This is a genomic window from Azospirillum canadense (genome assembly GCF_025961225.1).
Classification (GTDB): Bacteria; Pseudomonadota; Alphaproteobacteria; order Azospirillales; family Azospirillaceae; genus Azospirillum; species Azospirillum canadense.
The window spans coordinates 104,666-124,438 of the sequence record NZ_JAOQNG010000010.1 but is presented as its reverse complement, the minus strand read 5'-3'; the positions used below and the strand labels follow the sequence as shown (position 1 = coordinate 124,438).

Here is a 19,773-nt window from a genome sequence, read left to right as displayed (position 1 = left end):
ATACGGAGACGGTGGGATGGTGAAGTCACGCGCGGCGGTTGCCTGGGAAGCGAAGCGTCCCCTGGAGATCGAAGAGGTTGAGGTCGCAGCACCCAAGCAGGGCGAGGTCCTGGTGCGCATCGTCGCCACCGGCGTCTGCCACACCGACGCCTACACCCTGTCCGGCGCCGATCCGGAAGGCATCTTCCCCGCGATCCTCGGCCACGAGGGCGGCGGCGTGGTGGAGGAGGTCGGGCCCGGCGTCACCTCCGTCGCCGTCGGCGACCACGTCATCCCGCTCTACACGCCGGAATGCGGAAAGTGCAAATTCTGCCTGTCCGGCAAGACCAACCTGTGCCAGGCGATCCGCGCCACCCAGGGCAAGGGCCTGATGCCCGACGGCACCAGCCGCTTCTCCGCCAAGGGGCGGGAGATCTTCCACTACATGGGCACCTCCACCTTCTCCGAATACACGGTCCTGCCGGAGATCGCGCTCGCCAAGATCAACAAGGCCGCCCCGCTGGAGAAGGTCTGCCTGCTCGGCTGCGGCGTCACCACCGGCATGGGTGCTGTCCGCAACACCGCGAAGGTGGAGCCCGGCTCCACGGTCGCCATCTTCGGGCTGGGCGGCATCGGCCTGTCGGCGATCATCGGCGCGGTGATGGCCAAGGCCTCGCGCATCATCGGCGTCGACATCAACCCCGACAAGTTCGAGATCGCCCGGCAGCTCGGCGCCACCGACGTCATCAACCCCAAGGACTACGACCGCCCGATCCAGGAGGTGCTGGTCGAGATGACCGACGGCGGCGTGGACTACAGCTTCGAATGCATCGGCAACGTGCAGGTGATGCGCGCGGCGCTGGAATGCTGCCACAAGGGCTGGGGCGAGTCGGTCATCATCGGCGTCGCCGGCGCCGGGCAGGAGATCAGCACCCGTCCCTTCCAGCTGGTCACGGGCCGCGTCTGGCGCGGCTCCGCCTTCGGCGGCGTGCGCGGCCGGTCGGAGCTGCCGGACTATGTGGAACGCTACCTGAAGGGCGAGTTCGAACTGGACACCTTCATCACCCACACCATGGGCCTGGAGAAGATCAACGAGGCCTTCGACCTGATGCACGAGGGCAAGAGCATCCGCTCCGTCATCCTCTACGGGCAGTAACGACAAGAAGCCCTTCTCCCCTTGGGGGAGAAGGGCTTCCAACCAAGAACAAGGGGGGATGATGGACACGGCCCTGACTCAGATCGCGGCGAACCGTTGCTTCGGCGGCTGGCACAAGCGCTTCCGGCACCGCTCCGCGGTGCTGGACTGCGACATGGTGTTTGCCGTCTACCTGCCGCCGCAGGCCGAACACGGCAAGGTCCCGGTGTTCTACTGGCTGTCCGGCCTGACCTGCACGGACGAGAATTTCATGCAGAAGGCCGGCGCCATGCGGACGGCGGCGGAACTCGGCATCGCCATCGTGGCGCCGGACACCAGCCCGCGAGGGGCCGACGTGCCGGGCGACCCGGACGGGTCCTGGGACTTCGGGCTCGGCGCCGGCTTCTACGTCAACGCGACGCAAGAGCCCTGGGCGAAGCACTACCGGATGCACGACTATGTGGTGCAGGATCTGCCGGCGCTGGTGGAGGCCGAACTGCCGGTCACCGACCGCCGCTCCATCTCCGGCCATTCCATGGGCGGGCACGGGGCGATCGTCTGCGCGCTGCGCAACCCCGGCCGCTACCGCTCCGTGTCGGCCTTCGCGCCGATCGGCAACCCGGCCAGCGTGCCCTGGGGCGAGAAGGCCTTCGAGCGCTTCTTCGGCACCGACTACGCGACTTGGCTGGAGTGGGACAGCTGCGCCCTGCTCGGCCGGGCCAAGGAACGCCTGCCGATCCTCGTGGACCAGGGCGACGCCGACGGCTTCCTGGAACGGCAGCTGAAGCCCGAGAACCTGAAGAAGGCCGCTGAGGCCGCTGGTTACCCGCTGACCCTGCGGATGCAGCCGGGTTACGACCACAGCTACTTCTTCATCGCCAGCTTCATCGACGACCACCTGCGCCACGCCGCAAAGGCGCTGACCTAAGCCGCGGCGGGGAAGCGCAGCGTCGCCTGCACCCCGCCCTCCTCCCTCGGCCGGATCTCCAGCGTGCCGCGCAGCTGCAAGGCCAGCTGCTGCACGATCTGGCGGCCGAGGCCGGTGCCCTTCGGCGCGCTGGACGACAGCCCCTCGCCGTTGTCGCAGACATGGAGGACGCAAGCCCCGTCCGCCATCCGGAAAGTCAGGTCGATCCAGCCGGCCCGGCCGTCCGGGAAGGCGTATTTCACCGCGTTGGTGACCAGCTCGTTGGCGATAGTGCCCACCGCCACGGCCGTGCCCATGTCCAGGTCCAGGCTGTCGACGTTGGCGCTCAGCGCGATGGGGCGCACGCCCACCATGCCGGCCTGCAAGTCCTCCACCAGGCTGTCCAGGAACTCCTTCGCGTTGACGATGCTGGTGCCCTCGCTCCGGCGCAGGCGGGTGTAGACGCGGGCCAGCACGCCGATGCGGTCGATCGTCCCCGCCACGATGGCCTGGGTGTTGTCCGACCGCATGGCCGCCAGCGACAGCTGCGCCACGATCAGCTGCAAATCGTTGCGGATGCGGTGGTGGATTTCCTGCAGCATCAGGTCCTTCTCCCGATCCGCGGCGGCCACCTTCGCCCAGGCGTCGTGCAGGGCGTCCAGCGTCTTGCGCAGAGTCTCCGTCACCGCGGCGATGCCGAGGCCGAGGCCCGTGTAGATGATGAAGGCCAGCTGGTCGCCGGGATTGGCAATGGCGAAGCGGTACTTCGGCTCGATGAACAGGTAGAGCGTCACCACGCAGGACAGGATCACGGCCAGGAACCCCGACGCGCGGTCGAACAGCAGCGACACCAGGAAGATCGCCGGGATGTAGAGCAGGAACGGATAGGCGTGCAGCACCGGGTCGAGGCTGTAGCGCAAGGCCGTGGTCACGGCGACCACCGCGACGGTCACGCCATAGCGCACCCAGAGCGAGCGCGGGGTCCGGGGAAGAAGCTGGAACAGCAGGTTTTCCATGCCGCCTTTCCGGTTGGGGCAACGGATGACCCGTGGACAACACGGGAAACCCCGCTTGGTGTTGCATGCGGCGTGGTGGGGAACCGCTCTGGGCGGCTCCTGTTCCCGGAAGGGCGGCCCTGGACCGACAGGAGGTCGCCCGACAGGAGATTCCATGCCCGAGCCGGCCAACAACACACCCCTGACCGCCGCCATGGCGGCCGACATCACGCTGGACGTCAACGGCGCGCGGCACACGCTCCACCTCGACGTGCGCACGACGCTGCTGGACGCGCTGCGCGACCATCTGGGGCTGACGGGGACCAAGAAGGGCTGCGACCTCGGCCAATGCGGGGCCTGCACGGTGCTGGTCGACGGGCGGCCCGTCGTCTCCTGCCTGACGCTGGCGGCGACCCAGCAGGGCCGCGCCGTCACCACCATCGAGGGGCTGGAGCGCGACGGGAAACTGCACCCCGTGCAGGAGGCCTTCATCGAGCACGACGCCTTCCAGTGCGGCTATTGCACGCCGGGGCAGATCATGGCGGCGGTCGGCCTGCTGAACGAGGGCGTTCCCACGACCGACGCGGCGATCCGTGAGCGCATGAGCGGCAACCTGTGCCGCTGCGGCGCCTACGTGAACATCGTGGAGGCGGTGAAGGCCGCCGCCGCCATGGCCACTCCGGATCAGAAAGGCTGACCCGCGATGCACCCCTTTGCCTACACCGCCGCCCAAACGCCGCAGGACGTCACCACGCGCGGCAGCCACCCGCCGCACCCCGACATCCTGGCCGGCGGCACCGACCTGCTGCAGCTGCTGAAGGAGCGGGTGCGCACGCCGGCCGAACTCATCGACATCAACGGCCTGGACCTCGGCGGCATTGACGAAAAGAACGGCTGCCTGCGCGTCGGCGCGCTGGTCCGCATGAGCGAACTGGCCGCCGACCCGCGCGTGACGCGCGACTGGCCGGTCGTGTCCAAGGCCCTGCTGGACAGCGCCTCGGCGCAGGTGCGCAACATGGCGTCCATCGCCGGCAACCTGCTCCAGCGCACGCGCTGCCCCTATTTCCGCGACGCCACCACCCCCTGCAACAAGCGCGATCCGGGGACCGGCTGCTCCGCGCTGGACGGGCTGAACCGCACCCACGCGATCCTCGGCACCAGCGACCGCTGCATCGCCGCCCACCCGTCGGACCTCGCGGTGGCGCTGGTGGCGCTGGACGCGCGCATCTCCATCCTGGGGCCGGACGGGGAGGACGAGGTCGCCGTGGAGAACCTGCACCGCCTGCCCGGCGACACCCCGCACATGGAGACGGTGCTCCAGCCCGGCGACCTGATCACCGCCATTCACATCCCGGCGTCGGAATGCGCGCGCCGGTCCCATTACGTGAAGGTGCGCGACCGCGCCTCCTTCGAATGGGCGCTGGTCTCCGCCGCGGTCGGGCTGGACATGGACGGCGGCACCATCAGCGACGCCCGCGTCGCCGTGGGCGGGGTCGGCACCAAGCCATGGCGCCTGCGCACCGTGGAATCGCTGCTGATCGGCAAGGCCCCCGGCCCACAGGTCTTCAAGGCGGCGGCCGACCGCGCCGCCGACGGCGCCCAGCCGCGCGGCGGCAACGCCTACAAGGTCGAGCTTCTGAAGCACACGGTCACCCGCGCCCTGATGGAGTTGGGAGGTTGCGCATGACGGACACCGCCATGACGGTCATCGGCCAAAGCGTGATCGGAAAGCCCGTCAGCCGCGTGGACGGCCGTGCCAAGGTCACGGGTGCGGCCACCTACGCCGGGGAGTTCCGGCCCGACCGCCTCGCCCACGCCGCGGTGGTGACCAGCACCATCCCCGCCGGCCGCATCCGCGCCCTGTTCGCCGACGCGGCGGAGTCCTCGCCCGGCGTCCTGGTCGTCGCCACCCACCACAACGCGCCGCGCCTGCCCTACAACAGCATGGCCCAGCGCCCGCAGGTGGACCCGCAGGCGGGCGACCAGCTGCGCGTGCTCCAAAGCCCGGAAATCCGGTTCAACGGCCAACCCATCGCCGTGGTGGTGGCCGAAACGCTGGAGCAGGCGACCCACGCCGCCGCGCTGATCCGCGTCGAGTACGACCCCGCCCCCGCCGTCACCCGCTTCGAGGAGGCGGCGAAGAGCCCCCGCAAGCCCAGCGCCGGCAAGCCGACCGACCTCGCCCGCGGCGACGCTGACGCGGCGCTGGCTGCGGCCCAGGTCACCATCGACGCCACCTACGACCAGCCGATGGAGCACCACAACGCCATCGAGCCGCACGTGACCATCGCCGCCTGGGACGGCGACCGGCTGACCCTGTGGGACAAGACCCAGTGGGTCGGCAACGACCGCGCGGAGATCGCCCACGTCTTCGGCATCCCGGAGGAGGACATCCGCGTCGTCTCCCCCTTCGTCGGCGGCGCCTTCGGCTCGGCCCTGCGCACCTGGCCGCACGTCACGCTTGCCGCCATCGCCGCCAAGATGGCCGGCCGCCCGGTGAAGCTGGAGCTGACCCGGCGCCAACTCTTCTCCGCCATCGGCTTCCGCCCGCGCACGGTGCAGCGGGTGGCGCTGGGCGCGGAGGCCGACGGCCGCCTGACCGCCCTGATCCAGGAGGCGGTCGGCCACACCTCCCAGTACGAGGATTACGCGGAGACGACGGTCGAGCCGGCGTCCATGCTCTATTCCTGCCCGAACCTGCGCACCGCCTACCGGCTGGCGCCCATGAACATCAACTCCCCCTGCCCCATGCGGGCACCGGGGGTGGTCACCGGCGTGCTGGCGCTGGAGATGGCGATGGACGAGCTGGCCGAAGCCGCAGGCGTCGATCCCCTCGACCTCCGCCTGCGCAACTACGCGGAGCGCGACGAGAACAAGGACCTGCCCTGGTCCAGCAAGGGCTTGCGCGACTGCTACAAGACGGCGGCGGAGCGCTTCGGCTGGAGCGGCCGTTCCCCCAAACCCGGCAGCATGCGCGACGGGCGGGAGCTGGTCGGCTGGGGCATGGCGACCGCGGTCTACCCCACCCACCGCGCGGCGGCCAGCGCGTCGGTCGTCATCCGCGACGACGGCACCGCGGTGGTGCGCAGCGCTGCCAGCGACATGGGGCCGGGCACCTACACCTCCATGACCCAGGTCGCGGCGGAGGCGCTGGATCTGCCCGTCGAGCGCGTGCGGTTCGAGCTGGGCGACACCGACCTGCCCAAGGCGCCGGTGCACGGCGGCTCCATCACCATGGCGAGCGTCGGCTCCGCCGTGCAGGCGGCCTGCGTCGCCGCCCGCGCCCGCATGCGCGCCCTGTCCAACGCGGTCGACCCGGTGCGCGGGGCGGACTACGCCGAGATCCTGCGCCGCCACGGCCTGCCACAGGTGGACGTGGAGGCCGACGCCGCCCCCGGCATCGAGCAGAAACGCTTCTCCATGTACGCCTTCGGCGCGATCTTCGCGGAGGTGCGCGTGGACCCGGACCTCGGCACCGTCCGCGTGCCGCGGCTGGTCGGCGCCTACGGCTCCGGCCGGATCGTCAACCCGAAGACAGCGCGCAGCCAGTGCGTCGGCGGCATGGTGCTGGGCCTCGGCATGGCGCTGAGCGAGCAGAGCGAGTGGGACGACCGCTTCGGCAAGGTGATGAACGCCAACCTCGCCGAATACCTCGTCCCGGTGAACGCCGACGTGCCGCACCTGGACGTCACCTTCGTGGACGAGCACGACCCGCACGTGAACCCGCTGGGCGTGAAGGGCTTGGCGGAGATCGCCGCGGTCGGCGTGACGCCCGCCATCGCCAACGCCGTCCACCACGCCACGGGCATCCGCTTCCGCAGCCTGCCGATCACCCCGGACAAGGTGCTGGCCGGGCTGTCCAAGAAGCGGTGATCCCGTCGAGGGTCACCCCGCGACCAGCAGCAGCATCCCCTGTCCCAGGTAGACGCTGCCGGTCAGCAGGACGATGCGCTGGCTCCAGGCGCGGAACTGGGTGTCGGTCATGGCGTCCAGCACCCGACGCGACAGGTTGGTGCCCAGCACCGCCATGCCGACGCTGAGCAGCGTCACGACGATGTCCATGGACTCCGACGTCGAGCCGGCAATCATGCTGCCGAAATAGACCGCCTTGAACAGGTGGCCGAACACCTGCACCGTCGCCTTGGTCGCGACGATGCTCTGCCGCGTCAGGCCGGACTTCACAAAGAACACGTCGAGCAGCGGGCCGGAGATGCCGGCGATCAGCTGGATGCCCATGCACAGCAGGCCGGCCAGCGAGGCGTGGCCGCGGCGGGTGACGTTGGGCGCCCAGCGCTCCGGCACCGCGAAGGCGATGAAGGGCGATAGCCCCAGCACGATCAGCGACACCGCCTTGCCGGGCACATAGCCGACCAGCGCGAAGGCCGCCACCGCCACCGCGCCGCCGAAGAAGAACCGCGCCACGATGCCCCACGCCACATGCTGGCGCCAGAGCCACGCGCGCCAGCCGTTGGACGTCATCTGGGTAATGCCGTGCAGCAGCATCGCGGAGCTGACCGGCATCAGCGCCAGCAGGATGCCCATCAGCACCATACCGCCGGCCATGCCGAACAGGCCGGACAGGAAGGAAGTGACGAGCGCCGTCAGGCCGATCCCCGCCACCAGGGTAAGAGGCAACATCCAGGGCCACGTTGTTTTTGTTGGGCTGCGCGCCCATGCTGCACCGCAGGGGCTTGCGCCGCAAACGGCATTGCCTGATGCTGACCCCCAGGAAAAGTAGGGCAGAAAATGTTAGGGTGATCCATGCGGCGCCTGCCGTCCCTGAACGCCTTGCGGGCCTTCGAGGCGGCGGCCCGCACCGGCGGCTTCACCGCCGCCGCGCGGGAACTGAACGTGACCCAGGCCGCGGTCAGCCGTCAGGTCGGCCTGCTGGAGGATCGGCTGGGCTTCCCCCTGTTCGAGCGGCACGCCAACGCGCTGGCCCTGACGGAGCGCGGGCGGGCCCTGCTGCCTGGCCTGACCGGCGCCTTCGACGCCATCGCGGAGAGCGTGGAGCGGGTGACCTGCATGCGCGGCGGCCCGGTGCTGACCATGGGGGTGGGCGCCACCTTCGCGGTGCGCTGGCTGATCCCGCGCCTGTCCGGCTTCCACACCCGCCACCCGGACATCGAGGTGCGCATCACCACCGGCGGGGCCGGCAACCCGATCCGCGAGGACTGGACTTGCGCCCTTCTGCTCGGCGACGGCCATTGGGCGCGGCACGAGGCGGAGCCACTGTTCACCGCCGGCATGCTGCCGGTCTGCGCCCCGGCCCTGGCTCGGACGCTGCGGGAGCCGTCCGACCTGCTGGGCGCCACGCGGCTGTCCGTCGCCCACTGGCCGAACGACTGGCCGCAGTGGTTCGCCGCCATGGGGCTGGAGCCGCCTGCGGGAAAGGGCCTGTCCTTCGGCAGCTACGCCATGGCCCTTCAGGCAGCGATGGACGGGGTGGGCGTGGCGCTGGGCGCGCAGCCCTACATCGCGGACGACGTGGCCGCCGGCCGGCTGGTCACGCCCTTCCCGCAGCCGGTGCCCATGGGGCGCGCCTGGTATCTGGTCGCCCGCCCCGCGCGCCGGTCCGATCCGGGCTTCGCCGCCTTCCGCGCCTGGCTGCTCGACACGGCGCGGGCGGAGGCGCCGTAGGAGGACGCTTTCAGGACGCGGTGTCCTGGAGGTTCTTGGCCTGGCCGGCCTCCAGCGCGCGATCGAGCGCGCGGCGCAGCTGGCGCGGTGTGACCGGCTTGCGCACGACCTTCAGCCCGTGCTGCGCGGCGTCCTGCTCACACTCCGGGCCGGACTCGCCGGTCAGGATCATCGCCGGGATCGGGGCGCCGGCCATGGCGCGGATGCGCACCACGGCCTCCGTCCCCACCCGCCCTTCGCGCAGGCGGTAATCGACCAGCATCGCGTCGGGGAAGCGCCCGGCCTCCCGCACGCGCTCGATCGCCTGGTCGGTGGAGCCGGCGATCAGCACCTCGTAGCCCCATTCCCGGAACATGTCGCGGAGCCCCAGCAGCACGATGGCGTCGTCGTCGACCAGAAGGGCGAGCGGCGCATGGCCGTCGTCGGTCGGCTGCGCTTCGGCGGGCGGTGGCGGTTCCACCTCCGCCCGGTCGAGCGGCACGTCGATGGTGAAAACCGATCCCCGGCCGGGTTGGGAGCGGACCTCCACCGGGTGGTCGAGGATGACGGACAGGCGCTGGACGATGGCCAACCCCAGCCCCAGGCCGCGGGCCCGGTCGCGTTCCGGGTTGTTGACCTGATGGAACTCAGCAAAGATCTGGTCCAGCTGGTCCGGGGGAATGCCGATGCCGGTGTCGGCGACCTCGATGCGCACCTTGCCGCCGAGTGGGCCGCCGAGTGGGCCGCCGAGTGGGCCGTCCAGCAGGCGGAGGCCGATCTCCACACCGCCGCGCTCCGTGTACTTCACGGCGTTCTCGACGAGGTTGCGCACCATGCGGCCGAGCAGGACGCGGTCGCTGCGCACGGACACCGTCCGGTCGCCGGCCACGCGGAAGGCCAGGCCCTTGCTCTCCAGGATCGGCGCGTAGGAGGCGACGATCTCGTCGACCAGACCGCCCAGCGCCACGCTTTCGATGCGCGGCTCGATGGCGCCGACGTCGAGGCGGGAGACGTCCAGCAGGCTGTCCAGCAGCCCCTTCAGCGTGTCCAGCCCGCGCTCCAGCATCTCCAGGCTGCGCTGGCCCTGCTCCCCCGTCACGTGGCGGTGGAGGATGCCGCTGAACAGGAACATGGACTGCATGGGCTGGCGCAGGTCGTGGCTGGCCGCGGCCAGGAACTTCGACTTGGCGCGGTTGGCCTGGTCGGCCTGCTCCTTCGCCTGGTGGAGCGCCATCTCCATGGCCTTGCGCTCGCCGACGTCGCGCAGGGTGCAGATGGCGAGCACGATCCGCCCGCCGGGATCGCGGACCGGCGCCGCGCTGACCGACAGGGTGACCATGCCGCCGTCGGCGCGGCGGTAGTCAAGGTCCTCCTGCTCCACCACCTCGCCCGCCAGCAGGGCGCGGGCAAGCGGGGTCTCCCCCCCGCCGTAGAGCCTGCCGTCCGGCCGGTGCGGCCCGAAGCCAGGCGCCGGCGGCACATCGTACTGGCGCTCCGCCCCGATCACCCGGGGCAGCGGCTGGCCGAGCATCCGTTCGGCCGCAGCGTTGACCTTCACGATGCGCCCGGACGGCGCTTCCGCCACCAGAACGCCCGACGGCATGTGGTCGAGCACGGCGCGCAGGAGCGTCCGTTCCTCCTCCAGCTGGCGGTTGAGGAGCGCGCGCTCCTCCTCGTGCTGCTTGCGCTGGCTGACGTCCTGGAAATAGATCACCAGCCCCTTGCGCGACGGGAAGGCGCGCGCCGCGAACCAGAGGCCGGTGGTCGGGCCCAGCAGTTCGAAATCCACCGGCTCGCGCGCCGTCATCGCGTGGTTCAGGCTGTTCCAGGCCGTGCCGCCGATCAGCTCCGGAAAGGCTTCCCACCCGTTGCGGCCGTAGAGCGTGGAGGAGTAGGGAAGCAGCGCCTTCGCCCGGTCGTTGAGGAAGACGACCTTCCAGTCGCGGTCGACCTCCGCCACGGCGTCGGTCGTGCTTTCCAGGACGGAGGCCATCTCCAGCGCGGTGTCGTGCATCCGCTCGCGCATGCGCAGGAACTGGCGCAGGCCCCAGGTCGCCCCCAGGCAGCAGAGCAGAAGCGTTCCGCCGAAATAGGCCAGCGACTGCATCATCGCGTCGTTCACCGGCGCCATCGCGGCGTCGCGGCCCACCCCGACGGCCAGCATCGTGCCGCGCCAGCCCGCCCCTGGCGGCGACACTGCGACGATCCGCCGGATCCCGTCCAGGCCCGCCACCTCGATGGTCTGCGTGTCGGTCGCCGACAGCAGCGTCCGCAGCATGTCGCTCGGCACGGGGCGGCCGATCAGCTCCGGCATCGCCGGAACCCGCGCCATGACGATGCCGTTCCGGTCGGTCAGCAGGATGGCCATGCCCGCCGGCAGGTTGCGGTGGGCCAGGTCGTCCTCCAGCCAGCCGACGTCGAGCAGGACGCTGACCACCCCCGCCATGGCGCCGTCGGGGCCCCGGTAGCTCATCCTGAACGGCAGGACCGGACGCCCGATCCCGCGGGCGGCGCCATATTCGCCGAGCACGATTCCGTTGGAGCGCATGGCCTCCTGAAAGGTGCCGTAGTCGCCGACCGAGATCCCCAGCGTTCGCGGGTCGGTGGTGCACCAGACCGATCCCTCGCGGTCCGCGACCTCGATCGTCAGGTAGGCGGGGTAGCGCGCCTTCATCCGGGCGAGCGTCGCCTGGCAATCCACCGGCGCGGTGCGCGGGATGCCGGATTCGACCACCGCCGCCAGGACATGCTGCGCGTCGGCGGCGATGCGCTGCTGTTCGGCGTCCACGAGATGCAGCAGCCGGACGACGTCGTTTTGAATCTCAACCGTGCGATGCTGCCGCACGTTGTATTGCATCATGAACTGCAGCGCCGCTAGCGGAATAACGGCCGCCACGAGCAAGAGAAACAAGCGTGAGTAGTGTGGCATCACGAATACTGTTGAGCGGCAACCGCAACCGATGCACCCGGGCGGTTGATACCGTCTCAAGAGCAGCAATCACAGATCCGCTATTCCGTTGGCGTTCTTCGTTCTTAACGGGACGTTCATGCCACAGCGAAAGGGAGATGCAACGCATAATACCCTTTATAATACTTATTTGCTCCCCATCGCGTTATTTCCCCTATTTCTCTTGGAAAATACCCGAAGAAAAATCAAGTCCAAAATTGCCAAGCCTCCGCACGGTGCCATGGCAACTAAAGGGCGATCTTTTTTGGTGGTCTTCCATAGACGCCACGACGCCTTCCACATTTCGATCCTTATTTTCAACAGGTATTGGCTGATCAGCTTGTGGCGCATGGCTGCGCACTTTAGAGTAATTTTACAGTTTACTACTCCTTAACGATAAGAACTGAAGGTGACCCTAAGCAATAGCCGACTCGGTTGCTCCGGTATGTCGGCCTGCCCCGTGCAACAGGAAGAGAACCAGAGTCCGTGCGACCAATCCTCGAACGAATCGGACAGCCCGCCGCCCCCGCGGCCGGCCCAACCGGTCATCGACGGAGCGGCCGGGTTGGAGACGGCGTCGGATGCATGTGAGCAGTCACCACCAGCCCCTGCTGGTGGCACTATCGGCGGCGGTGGCGGTCTTCACTGCCTATGTCGCGCTCGACCTCGCGGGCCGGCAGCGGAACGCCGCAGGGAAAGGCGCGACAACCGCGCGATGGGCGTGGCTGGGGGCAGCCGCGGTGGCGATGGGCGGCGGCATCTGGTCGATGCACTTCATCGCCATGCTCGCCCTGGTGACGCCGGTGCCCGTCGCCTACGACCTCAACATCACGCTGGTGTCGCTGGCGCTGCCCATCGTCGTGACCGGCGGCGCCCTGGCGCTCACCGCGCGCGACGGGCTGGCCGCGGGGCGCCTGATTCTGGGCGGGCTGGTCATGGGCGGCGGCATCGTGCTGATGCATTACGTCGGCATGGCCGCCATCACCATGGACGGCACCATCACCTACGACCCGGGGCTGGTCGCGCTGTCGGCGCTGATCGCCGTCGCGGCAGCCACCGCCGCCCTGCGTCTGGCCGGCGCGGTGCGGACGCCCGGCCAGCGCGCCCTGGGTGCTGTCACCATGGGGGCTGCGGTCATCGGCATGCATTACGTCGGCATGGCGGCGGCGACCTTCACCTTCCACGAGGGGAACGCCCAGCCCTGGTTCCAGGCCACGCCCGTCGAGCCCCCGGTGCTGGCGCTCCAGGTCGCGGGCGTGACCGGCGTGGTGCTGGCGCTGGCGCTGACCTCCTCCACGCTGGCCCGGCGCAGCGCCGAGCGCAAGGCGCGGGAGGCGGAGGCGAGGCTCGCCGAAGAGCGGGAGCACACCGAGACCCGCCTGCGGCAAAGCGAGGAGCGGCTGCGGCTCGCCGTGCAGGCGACCGGCCTCGGCACCTGGGACTGGGACATGTCCCGCGACGTCATCCTGTGGTCGGAGCGGACCTACGCGCTGTTCGGCTTGGCCCCAGGCGGCGTGGTCGATTACGCGCAGTTCCTGCGCGCGGTCCACCCGGACGACCGCGCGGCGACCGAGGCCGCGGTGCGCGCGGCGCTGGACCCGGACGGCGACGGGCGCCTGGCGGCGGAGTTCCGCGCGCTCCAGCCCGACGGCACGGTCCGCTGGCTGAGCACCCAGGGGCAGACCCATTTCGAGAACGGCGATTCCAATGCCGCGGGGCGGCGGCCGGTCCGCCTGCTCGGCACCATCCTGGACATCACCGCCCGCCGGCTGGCGGAGGAGCGGCTGCGCGCCTCGCTGCAGGAGAAGGAGATGCTTCTGCGCGAGGTGCACCACCGCGTGAAGAACAACATGCAGGCCATCACCGCCATCCTGCAGCTGGAAGCCGCGCAGGTGGCGGATGAGAAGGCGCGGGAGGGCTTTGCCGCCGTCGGCCAGCGCATCCAGGCGATGGCCCGCCTGCACGAGCAGCTGTACAGCGCGCAGGATCTGCGGCGCATCGACCTCCGCAGCTATTTCGGCGATTTGGGCCAGGGGCTGGCCGCCCTGCACGTCGGCCTGCCGGTGCGCATCGAGTCCGCGGTGGAGGCGCTGGTCTGCGACCTGGACACCGCCATGCCGCTGGGCCTCATCGCCAACGAGCTGGTGACCAACAGCCTGAAGCACGCCTTCCCCGACGGCCGCTCCGGCACCGTCCGCATCCGCCTGTTCCGTGAGGGCGATGACGTCGTCTTCGAGGTGAGCGACGACGGGGTCGGCTCCGACACCGGGGAGCGCGCGAAAGGTCTGGGCAAGCGCCTGATCGAGGCGCTGGCGCAGCAGGTCCAGGCACAGCTGGATATCAACCGCGCCGGCGGCTACCGCTCGTGCTTCCGCATGCCCGGCAACCGCTTCACCGCGCGGGAGGCGGCGGGAACGCCGACGGAAACGGTGGGATGACTCCCGCCCTCACGCCGCGAGCGTCGCCGTGGCTTCCAGCGCGGCGGCGTCGTCCAGGCGGATGCGGTCGTTGGTCAGGCGGGTGATGGCGCCGGCGTCCTCCAGCTTGCGCAGAACGCGCGACAGGGTCTCCGGGCGCAGGCCCAGGTAGGCGCCGATGTCCACCTTCGGCATGGGCAGGAACACGCTGGGGCTGCCGTCCGGCAGCGGGCGGGAGCGGCGCGACAGGGCCAGCAGGAAGCTGGCGACCCGTTCCACCGCGGTCTTGCAGCCGAGCAGCAGGATCTGGTCCTGCGCCGCCGACAGCTCCACCGAGGTCATGGCGAGCAGCCGCCCCTGCACGGCCGGCCGGCGCTCCATCAGCCGATGGAGCGTGGTGCGCGGTGCGCGGCAGACGGTGGAGGCGGTGACCGTCTCCGCCGTGTAGGCGTAGACCTCGCCCACCGCCAGCCCGATCACGTCACCGGCCGTGGCGAAGCCGGTGATCTGCTGCCGGCCGTCGGGCAGCGTCTTGTAGAGCTTCAGCATGCCCGACACGACGGTGAAGACGCTGTCGGCCTCCGCCCCCTCCAGCACGACCGGGGTGGAAGACAGCAGGTTGATGGTGCGCGACGCGGCGGTCAGCTCCGGCAGTTCCTCCGCCGGCAGGGCCGCGCACAGCCCCTTGCTCCGCGCCGCGCAACCGGCGCAGCGGCTCTTCTCCGTCGCCGCCGCGGGACCGGACACCGCAACCGTGGCGGGGATGGACACCGGAGCGGCGGCGATGGTCTCGGCGGCGACGGAGAAGGTCATGGTGGGCACCTCGTGCTGTCCGACCCAGGGTGCCGCGGGATCGCCCCGCGGCTGATACCAAGGCCTCAAATCTCAGCAAAAGGTATTGGCCTTGGGTCTTGCCTGCCCTGATCTGGATCAAGGGTTCCTGCAACAATCCGTTGCGTCACGCCGCCTCCACGTTGCGGATCGCGCCGAGGAAGCGGTCGATCTCGCCGCGCAGCGCGTCGGCCTGCCGGGCGAGCCCCTGCGCCGAGTCCAGCATCTCGGAGGCGGCGGCCCCGGTCCTTCCCGCGGCCTCGCTGACGCCGACGATGGTGGTGGACACCGTCTGCGCCCCAGCGGCGGAACGCTGGACCGTCTGGGCGATCTCCGCCGTGGCCGCCCCCTGCTGCTCCACCGCCGAGGCGATGACGGCCGAGATGCCGTCCACCTCGCGGATGATGGAGGCGATGCGGCCGATGGCTGACACCGCGGTGTCGCTGGCCGCCTGGATGTCGCCGATCAGCCCGCTGACCTCGTTGGTCGCCTTGGCGGTTTGGGCGGCGAGGCCCTTCACCTCGTTGGCGACCACCGCGAAGCCCTTGCCCGCGTCGCCGGCGCGCGCCGCCTCGATGGTGGCGTTGAGCGCAAGCAGGTTGGTCTGGCTGGCGATTGTCTCGATCAGGCCGACCACCGCGCTGATCTTGCCGGCGGCCTGGACCAGCGCCGCGACCACCGCGTTGGTGCGCTGCGCCTCCTCCACCGCGTTGCGGGTGATGCGGACGGAGTCCGCGACGCGCCCGGCGATCTCCTGGATGGAGGCGGACAGCTCCTCCGTCGCGGCGGCGACCGTATTCACCCCGTCGGACGTCTGGTCGGCGGAGGCCGCGACCGTCGCCGCCTGCCCGCTGGTCCGGTCGGCGATGGCACGCATGGACTGCGCTGTGGCCTCCAGCTCCACCGCGGCGTCGGCGACGGTGCGGACAACGCCGCTGACCTCCGCGTCGAAGCGGGCGGTCAGGCCCTCCACGGTGCGGCTGCGCCGATCCTGGCGGGCGCGATGCTCCTCCTCCTCCGCACGCAGGCGATCGGTCTGGATCATCGCGTCCTTGAAGACCTGCACCGCGGCGGCCATGGCCCCGATCTCGTCGCGCCGCTCCCGCGCCGGCACGTCCGCCGCGTGGTCGCCGCCGGCCAGCCGCCGCATGGCCTCGGTCATCGCCGACAGGGGGCCGGTGACGCCGCGCGCGAACAGCAGCCCGACCGCCGACAGGGCGGCCAGCAGAAGCAGGCCACCCAGCACCATGCGGTTGCGCAGTTCCGCAACCGGGGCCAGCACCTCATCCAACTCCGCCTCCGCCATCACGGCCCAGCGCAGGCCGAGCCGGTCGATGGGGCGATACGCGGAGATCACCTCAGCCTTGCGGTGGTTGCGGGTCTCGCCCACGCCGCCGCGCCCGGCCAGCGCGTCCGCGACCGTCTCGCTGTCTGCCCGGGTGGACAGCACCGTCGGCGCGGCAGACAGCCGGGAGTTGCTGCGCAGCAGCCGGTCGGCCCCGACCACGTAGGTCTCCCCGGTGGCGCCCAGCCCCTGGGCCGCCTGCATGATCCGGTTGAGCTTCGCGTCCGACAGCACGAGCACCAGCACGCCCAGGAGTTGCTCCTCTCCCGCCGGGGTGGCGAGCGTGATCGGGCTGGCGATGAAGGCGGTCGCGCGCCCGCCGGCCGGGGCGTATGCGGTCAGGTCGCTCATCGCGACGCGGCCGGCCTTCGGTTCCACGCTGATCCGGGCGAAAACGTCGGCCAGCGCCGTGTCCTTCCAGGGACCGGTTTTCAGGTTGGTCACGAAGTCGTCGCGCTTGGCGACGCTGTACAGAACCGTCCCATCCGGGGCGATCAGCTGGATGTCGTCATACTCGCGCCCGGCGGCGAGGTCGCGCAGCCAGGAGTGAATCTTGGCGTGGCTTGAGTCGTAGATGCTGTTCCCGCCCAGGTCGAGCTTCGATCGCTGGTCCGGCGGGTTTGGATTCTCGTCCACATACTTGCGCCGGACGATGGCGTCGGCCGCCCCATTGGCCGCCTCCAGCCGGTAGCCGTTGACCATCCCCAGCAGGCCGTCGCGCAGCATGCGCACGTTCGCCGTCACCAGCACATCGTCCTTCAAACTGTCCAGATAGTCGGACAGCGTGGCCTGCCGAGCCGCGGCCAGCGCCTCCAGCTTGTTGCGCTCCCCCGCCTTCAGGCTGTCGGCGGCCGAGACATAGCCGAGGACGCCGGCCGCGAGAATGGAGACGAAGGACGCTAACACAATCATTGCGGGCAATTTGTGCCGCAGGTCGACCGACATCGTCATGGTGTTTCCTCCCCGTATTGTTTGTTGTCTAAATCAAAGCAAGGAACATGCCGAAAAGCCCCTCCCTCTCCCGCCGGGGGCTGGCGAGGGGATTTATCCGCCGTACGCGCACGGACCGGGGATTCCCCTCCGACGATGAAACGTTGCGAATGCTGCACGGCAAAAGAACAATGCTTACGCATCAAATCGTCCGTTTGATGTAGATCAATGCCCGTGTGCTGAGACAACTGGTGCAATGGCGCGGAGCGTTTCGCGCCAAAATACCCATACTAAATATGGGGTAAATGCCGTGCCGTGGCCCTGCCGCGGCGCGTTGCGTCGTGTCGCGCTTGCGGCGCCCGGACCCCAACGGTCCACAAGGGCGGCCTGCGGTCCAATGAAGGGTCTTTGGGGGAAAGTCATGCCCGATGGTCATGTGGATCTCGACGCCGAGCACATCGGCGATCTCGACGAGTACGAGGGTGCGCTCGCCGGCATGTCGCGCCGGGAATTCCTGACATACTGCACCGGCGTGGCCGCGACCCTCGGGTTGTCCCCCGCCTTCGGCGTGAAGATCGCCAACGCCGCCGTCGCCGCCCCGCGCCCGACGGTGATCTGGCTGTCCGGCCAGGCCTGCACCGGCTGCACCGAGACGCTGCTGCGCACCAACCACCCGACGCTCGAGACGCTGATCCTCGACACCATCTCGCTCGACTACAACGAGACGCTGATGACCGGGGCCGGCCACCAGGCCGAGAACTGGAAGCAGCAGGCCATGAAGGCCAATTGGGGCAAGTACCTGATGGTCACCGACGGCGCCGTGCCGACGAAGGACGGCGGCGTTTACTGCAAGGTCGCCGGCAAGACCTACAAGGAGGCCGTTCTGGAGTGCGCCAAGGGCGCCGCGGCGGTGATCTCCATCGGGTCCTGCGCGTCCTGGGGCGGCTGGCCGTCCACCGGCGTCAACCCGACCGGCGCCGTGGGCCTGAACGAGATCATCAAGGACAAGCCGGTCGTCACCGTCCCCGGCTGCCCGCCAAACCCGTACAACTTCCTGTCGCTGGTCCTGCACTTCGTCGCCTTCGGCAAGCTGCCGGAGTTGGACGACAAGATGCGCCCGAAGTTCGCCTACGGCCGCCTGATCCACGAGAATTGCGAGCGCCGCCCGCATTTCGACGCCGGCCGCTTCGCGCTGGAGTTCGGCGACACCGGCCACCGCCAGGGCTACTGCCTGTACAAGCTGGGCTGCAAGGGCCCGGAGACCTACGCCAACTGCCCGTCCATCGGCTTCAACGACGTCGGCCAGGGCACCTGGCCGGTCGGCACCGGGCACCCCTGCTTCGGCTGCACCGAGAAGGGCGTGGGCTTCACCAAGAGCATCCATGAGCTGGCGTCGCTGAAGTCGGTGTCCCCGCCGAACAGCTACCCGCAGGTCGCCACCGACAAGGGCGAGGGCATCTCGGCCGGTGCCGCCGCGGTCGTCGCCGGCATCGCTGGTGCGGCGGTGGGTGCGGGTGCGGTGATCTCCAGCCGCCTCGGCAAGCAGGACGAGAAAACCGAGTCCTCCTCCACCCCGGCCGAGTGAGGTCGCGCCATGGCAACCCCTAAGAAGACGGTCTCCCGGCGCGGCTTCCTCCGGAACGCGGTGAAGGGCACCGCCGCCGCGACGGCGGCCGCCTGCACCACCGTGGTGGCCGCCCCGCCGGAAGCCAACGCGCTGCAGCGCCCGCCCAAGCCGCTGCCGCCCGACGCCGTCGGCCTGCTGTATGACAGCACGCTGTGCATCGGCTGCAAGGCCTGCGTGACGGCCTGCAAGGACGTCAACCACATGCCGCCGGACGTCGGTCCGCAGCAGCAGGCGTGGAACGGCGGCCCCGGCAACCCGACCTGGGACACGCCGGTGGAGCTGTCGGCCAAGACGCTGAACGTCATCAAGGCCTACGTCCACGGCACCGGCGCCACCAAGGATTCGGCGGAGAACGGATTCGCCTTCATCAAGCGCCAGTGCCTGCACTGCGCCGATCCGTCCTGCGTGTCGGTCTGCCCGGTCTCGGCCATGACCAAGGATCCGCAGAGCGGCATCGTCAGCCACAACCCGGACGCCTGCATCGGCTGCCGCTACTGCGTGCTGTCCTGCCCGTTCGGCGTGCCGAAGTACGACTACAACGACGCCTTCGGCGAGATCAAAAAGTGCCAGCTGTGCAAGCAGCGGCTCGCCCAGAACGAACTGCCGGGCTGCGCCGACGTCTGCCCCACGGGCGCCACGCTGTTCGGCCGGTCGGACGAGTTGCTGAAGGAGGCCAAGCGCCGCACCGCGCTGAAGCCGGGCGAGTACGCGCACTACCCGCGCGGCGACATCGCCGGCAAGGTCGGCGGCGCCCGGTCGGGCCACGAGAAGCTGGTGGAGGCCACCTACCAGACGCACATCTACGGCGAGAAGGAGCTGGGCGGCACCCAGTGCCTGGCCGTGTCGGCGGTGCCCTTCGACAAGCTGAACCTGCCGACGAAGGTGCCGGAGACCGGCTATCCGACCCTGTCGGAAGGCATCCAGCACACGCTCTACGCCGGCATGATCGGCCCCGCGGTGGTGTTCGGCGGCCTCGCCTATCTGGCGCACCGCAACACCAAAGACCACCCCGCCGAAAATCAATCGGAACAGTGAGGGCGC

At 69.9% G+C, this 19,773-nt stretch carries 14 protein-coding genes; 9 read left to right on the top strand and 5 right to left on the bottom strand.

All coding sequences use genetic code 11. The features are described from left to right. Positions 1-19: 19 nt before the first annotated feature. On the top strand, positions 20-1,135 hold the full coding sequence (locus M2351_RS36265) for an S-(hydroxymethyl)glutathione dehydrogenase/class III alcohol dehydrogenase (RefSeq protein ID WP_264662406.1): 1,116 nt from the start codon (positions 20-22) through the stop codon (positions 1,133-1,135). 61 nt (positions 1,136-1,196) lie between these two features. After that, on the top strand, positions 1,197-2,042 hold the full coding sequence (gene fghA, locus M2351_RS36260; protein ID WP_264662405.1) for an S-formylglutathione hydrolase: 846 nt from the start codon (positions 1,197-1,199) through the stop codon (positions 2,040-2,042). Here the strand turns inward: fghA and M2351_RS36255 are convergent. Next, on the bottom strand, positions 2,039-3,037 hold the full coding sequence (locus tag M2351_RS36255; protein ID WP_264660837.1) for a sensor histidine kinase: 999 nt from the start codon (positions 3,035-3,037) through the stop codon (positions 2,039-2,041). The two genes, fghA and M2351_RS36255, sit on opposite strands and share 4 nt — an antisense overlap. A gap of 154 nt (positions 3,038-3,191) precedes the next feature. On the opposite strand from M2351_RS36255, the gene M2351_RS36250 reads away from it, so the two are divergent. The 3 genes from M2351_RS36250 to M2351_RS36240 are packed head-to-tail and all read left to right on the top strand — an operon-like array spanning position 3,192 to position 6,889. Further along, entirely contained in the window at positions 3,192-3,713 is a 522-nt protein-coding gene (locus M2351_RS36250) for a (2Fe-2S)-binding protein (RefSeq protein ID WP_264660836.1), read from the top strand. Between the two features lie 6 nt (positions 3,714-3,719). Beyond that, positions 3,720-4,703 (top strand): FAD binding domain-containing protein, encoded by a 984-nt coding sequence (locus M2351_RS36245; RefSeq protein ID WP_264660835.1) that lies wholly within the window; start codon positions 3,720-3,722, stop codon positions 4,701-4,703. Then, the gene (locus M2351_RS36240) at positions 4,700-6,889 is read left to right on the top strand and encodes a xanthine dehydrogenase family protein molybdopterin-binding subunit (RefSeq protein ID WP_264660834.1); all 2,190 of its coding nucleotides are present in this window, start codon (positions 4,700-4,702) and stop codon (positions 6,887-6,889) included. Before M2351_RS36245 ends, M2351_RS36240 begins: the two co-directional genes overlap by 4 nt. A 12-nt stretch (positions 6,890-6,901) precedes the next feature. Here the strand turns inward: M2351_RS36240 and M2351_RS36235 are convergent, their stop codons facing one another. Continuing rightward, positions 6,902-7,654, bottom strand: a complete 753-nt coding sequence (locus M2351_RS36235; protein ID WP_264660833.1) for a TSUP family transporter — start codon at positions 7,652-7,654, stop codon at positions 6,902-6,904. A gap of 123 nt (positions 7,655-7,777) precedes the next feature. Here M2351_RS36235 and gcvA point away from each other — a divergent pair, with 123 nt between their 5' ends. After that, entirely contained in the window at positions 7,778-8,656 is an 879-nt protein-coding gene (gcvA, locus tag M2351_RS36230; protein ID WP_264660832.1) for a transcriptional regulator GcvA, read from the top strand. Between the two features lie 10 nt (positions 8,657-8,666). On the opposite strand, the gene M2351_RS36225 is transcribed toward gcvA, so the two are convergent. Further along, on the bottom strand, positions 8,667-11,495 hold the full coding sequence (locus M2351_RS36225; RefSeq protein WP_264660831.1) for an ATP-binding protein: 2,829 nt from the start codon (positions 11,493-11,495) through the stop codon (positions 8,667-8,669). 668 nt (positions 11,496-12,163) lie between these two features. Here M2351_RS36225 and M2351_RS36220 point away from each other — a divergent pair. After that, positions 12,164-14,020 carry an MHYT domain-containing protein gene (locus tag M2351_RS36220; RefSeq protein ID WP_264660830.1) on the top strand — a complete coding sequence of 619 codons (1,857 nt, stop codon included), beginning with the start codon at positions 12,164-12,166 and terminating at the stop codon, positions 14,018-14,020. A 9-nt stretch (positions 14,021-14,029) separates the two neighbouring features. Here M2351_RS36220 and M2351_RS36215 read toward each other — a convergent pair whose 3' ends face one another. Together M2351_RS36215 and M2351_RS36210 are read right to left on the bottom strand one after the other, a co-directional pair. After that, positions 14,030-14,812 (bottom strand): Crp/Fnr family transcriptional regulator, encoded by a 783-nt coding sequence (locus M2351_RS36215; RefSeq protein WP_264660829.1) that lies wholly within the window; start codon positions 14,810-14,812, stop codon positions 14,030-14,032. A gap of 145 nt (positions 14,813-14,957) precedes the next feature. After that, entirely contained in the window at positions 14,958-17,126 is a 2,169-nt protein-coding gene (locus M2351_RS36210) for a methyl-accepting chemotaxis protein (RefSeq protein ID WP_264660828.1), read from the bottom strand. A gap of 400 nt (positions 17,127-17,526) precedes the next feature. Between M2351_RS36210 and M2351_RS36205 the strand changes: the two genes are divergently transcribed. Both M2351_RS36205 and hybA read left to right on the top strand, forming a co-directional pair. After that, positions 17,527-18,690 (top strand): hydrogenase small subunit, encoded by a 1,164-nt coding sequence (locus tag M2351_RS36205; RefSeq protein ID WP_264660827.1) that lies wholly within the window; start codon positions 17,527-17,529, stop codon positions 18,688-18,690. Between the two features lie 9 nt (positions 18,691-18,699). After that, positions 18,700-19,767, top strand: coding sequence for a hydrogenase 2 operon protein HybA (gene hybA, locus M2351_RS36200; RefSeq protein ID WP_264660826.1), 1,068 nt, complete (start codon positions 18,700-18,702; stop codon positions 19,765-19,767). Positions 19,768-19,773 lie beyond the last annotated feature (6 nt).

Bases quoted from the DNA above. Each gene is read 5' to 3' on its own strand.
- M2351_RS36205 (WP_264660827.1), top strand. From the start codon at position 17,527: ATGCCCGATGGTCATGTGGATCTCGACGCCGAGCACATCGGCGATCTC.
- M2351_RS36225 (WP_264660831.1), bottom strand. From the start codon at position 11,495: ATGATGCAATACAACGTGCGGCAGCATCGCACGGTTGAGATTCAAAAC.
- gcvA (WP_264660832.1), top strand. From the start codon at position 7,778: ATGCGGCGCCTGCCGTCCCTGAACGCCTTGCGGGCCTTCGAGGCGGCG.
- M2351_RS36220 (WP_264660830.1), top strand. From the start codon at position 12,164: ATGCATGTGAGCAGTCACCACCAGCCCCTGCTGGTGGCACTATCGGCG.
- M2351_RS36215 (WP_264660829.1), bottom strand. From the start codon at position 14,812: ATGACCTTCTCCGTCGCCGCCGAGACCATCGCCGCCGCTCCGGTGTCC.
- M2351_RS36255 (WP_264660837.1), bottom strand. From the start codon at position 3,037: ATGGAAAACCTGCTGTTCCAGCTTCTTCCCCGGACCCCGCGCTCGCTC.
- M2351_RS36250 (WP_264660836.1), top strand. From the start codon at position 3,192: ATGCCCGAGCCGGCCAACAACACACCCCTGACCGCCGCCATGGCGGCC.
- hybA (WP_264660826.1), top strand. From the start codon at position 18,700: ATGGCAACCCCTAAGAAGACGGTCTCCCGGCGCGGCTTCCTCCGGAAC.
- M2351_RS36240 (WP_264660834.1), top strand. From the start codon at position 4,700: ATGACGGACACCGCCATGACGGTCATCGGCCAAAGCGTGATCGGAAAG.
- M2351_RS36245 (WP_264660835.1), top strand. From the start codon at position 3,720: ATGCACCCCTTTGCCTACACCGCCGCCCAAACGCCGCAGGACGTCACC.
- M2351_RS36235 (WP_264660833.1), bottom strand. From the start codon at position 7,654: ATGTTGCCTCTTACCCTGGTGGCGGGGATCGGCCTGACGGCGCTCGTC.
- fghA (WP_264662405.1), top strand. From the start codon at position 1,197: ATGGACACGGCCCTGACTCAGATCGCGGCGAACCGTTGCTTCGGCGGC.
- M2351_RS36210 (WP_264660828.1), bottom strand. From the start codon at position 17,126: ATGACGATGTCGGTCGACCTGCGGCACAAATTGCCCGCAATGATTGTG.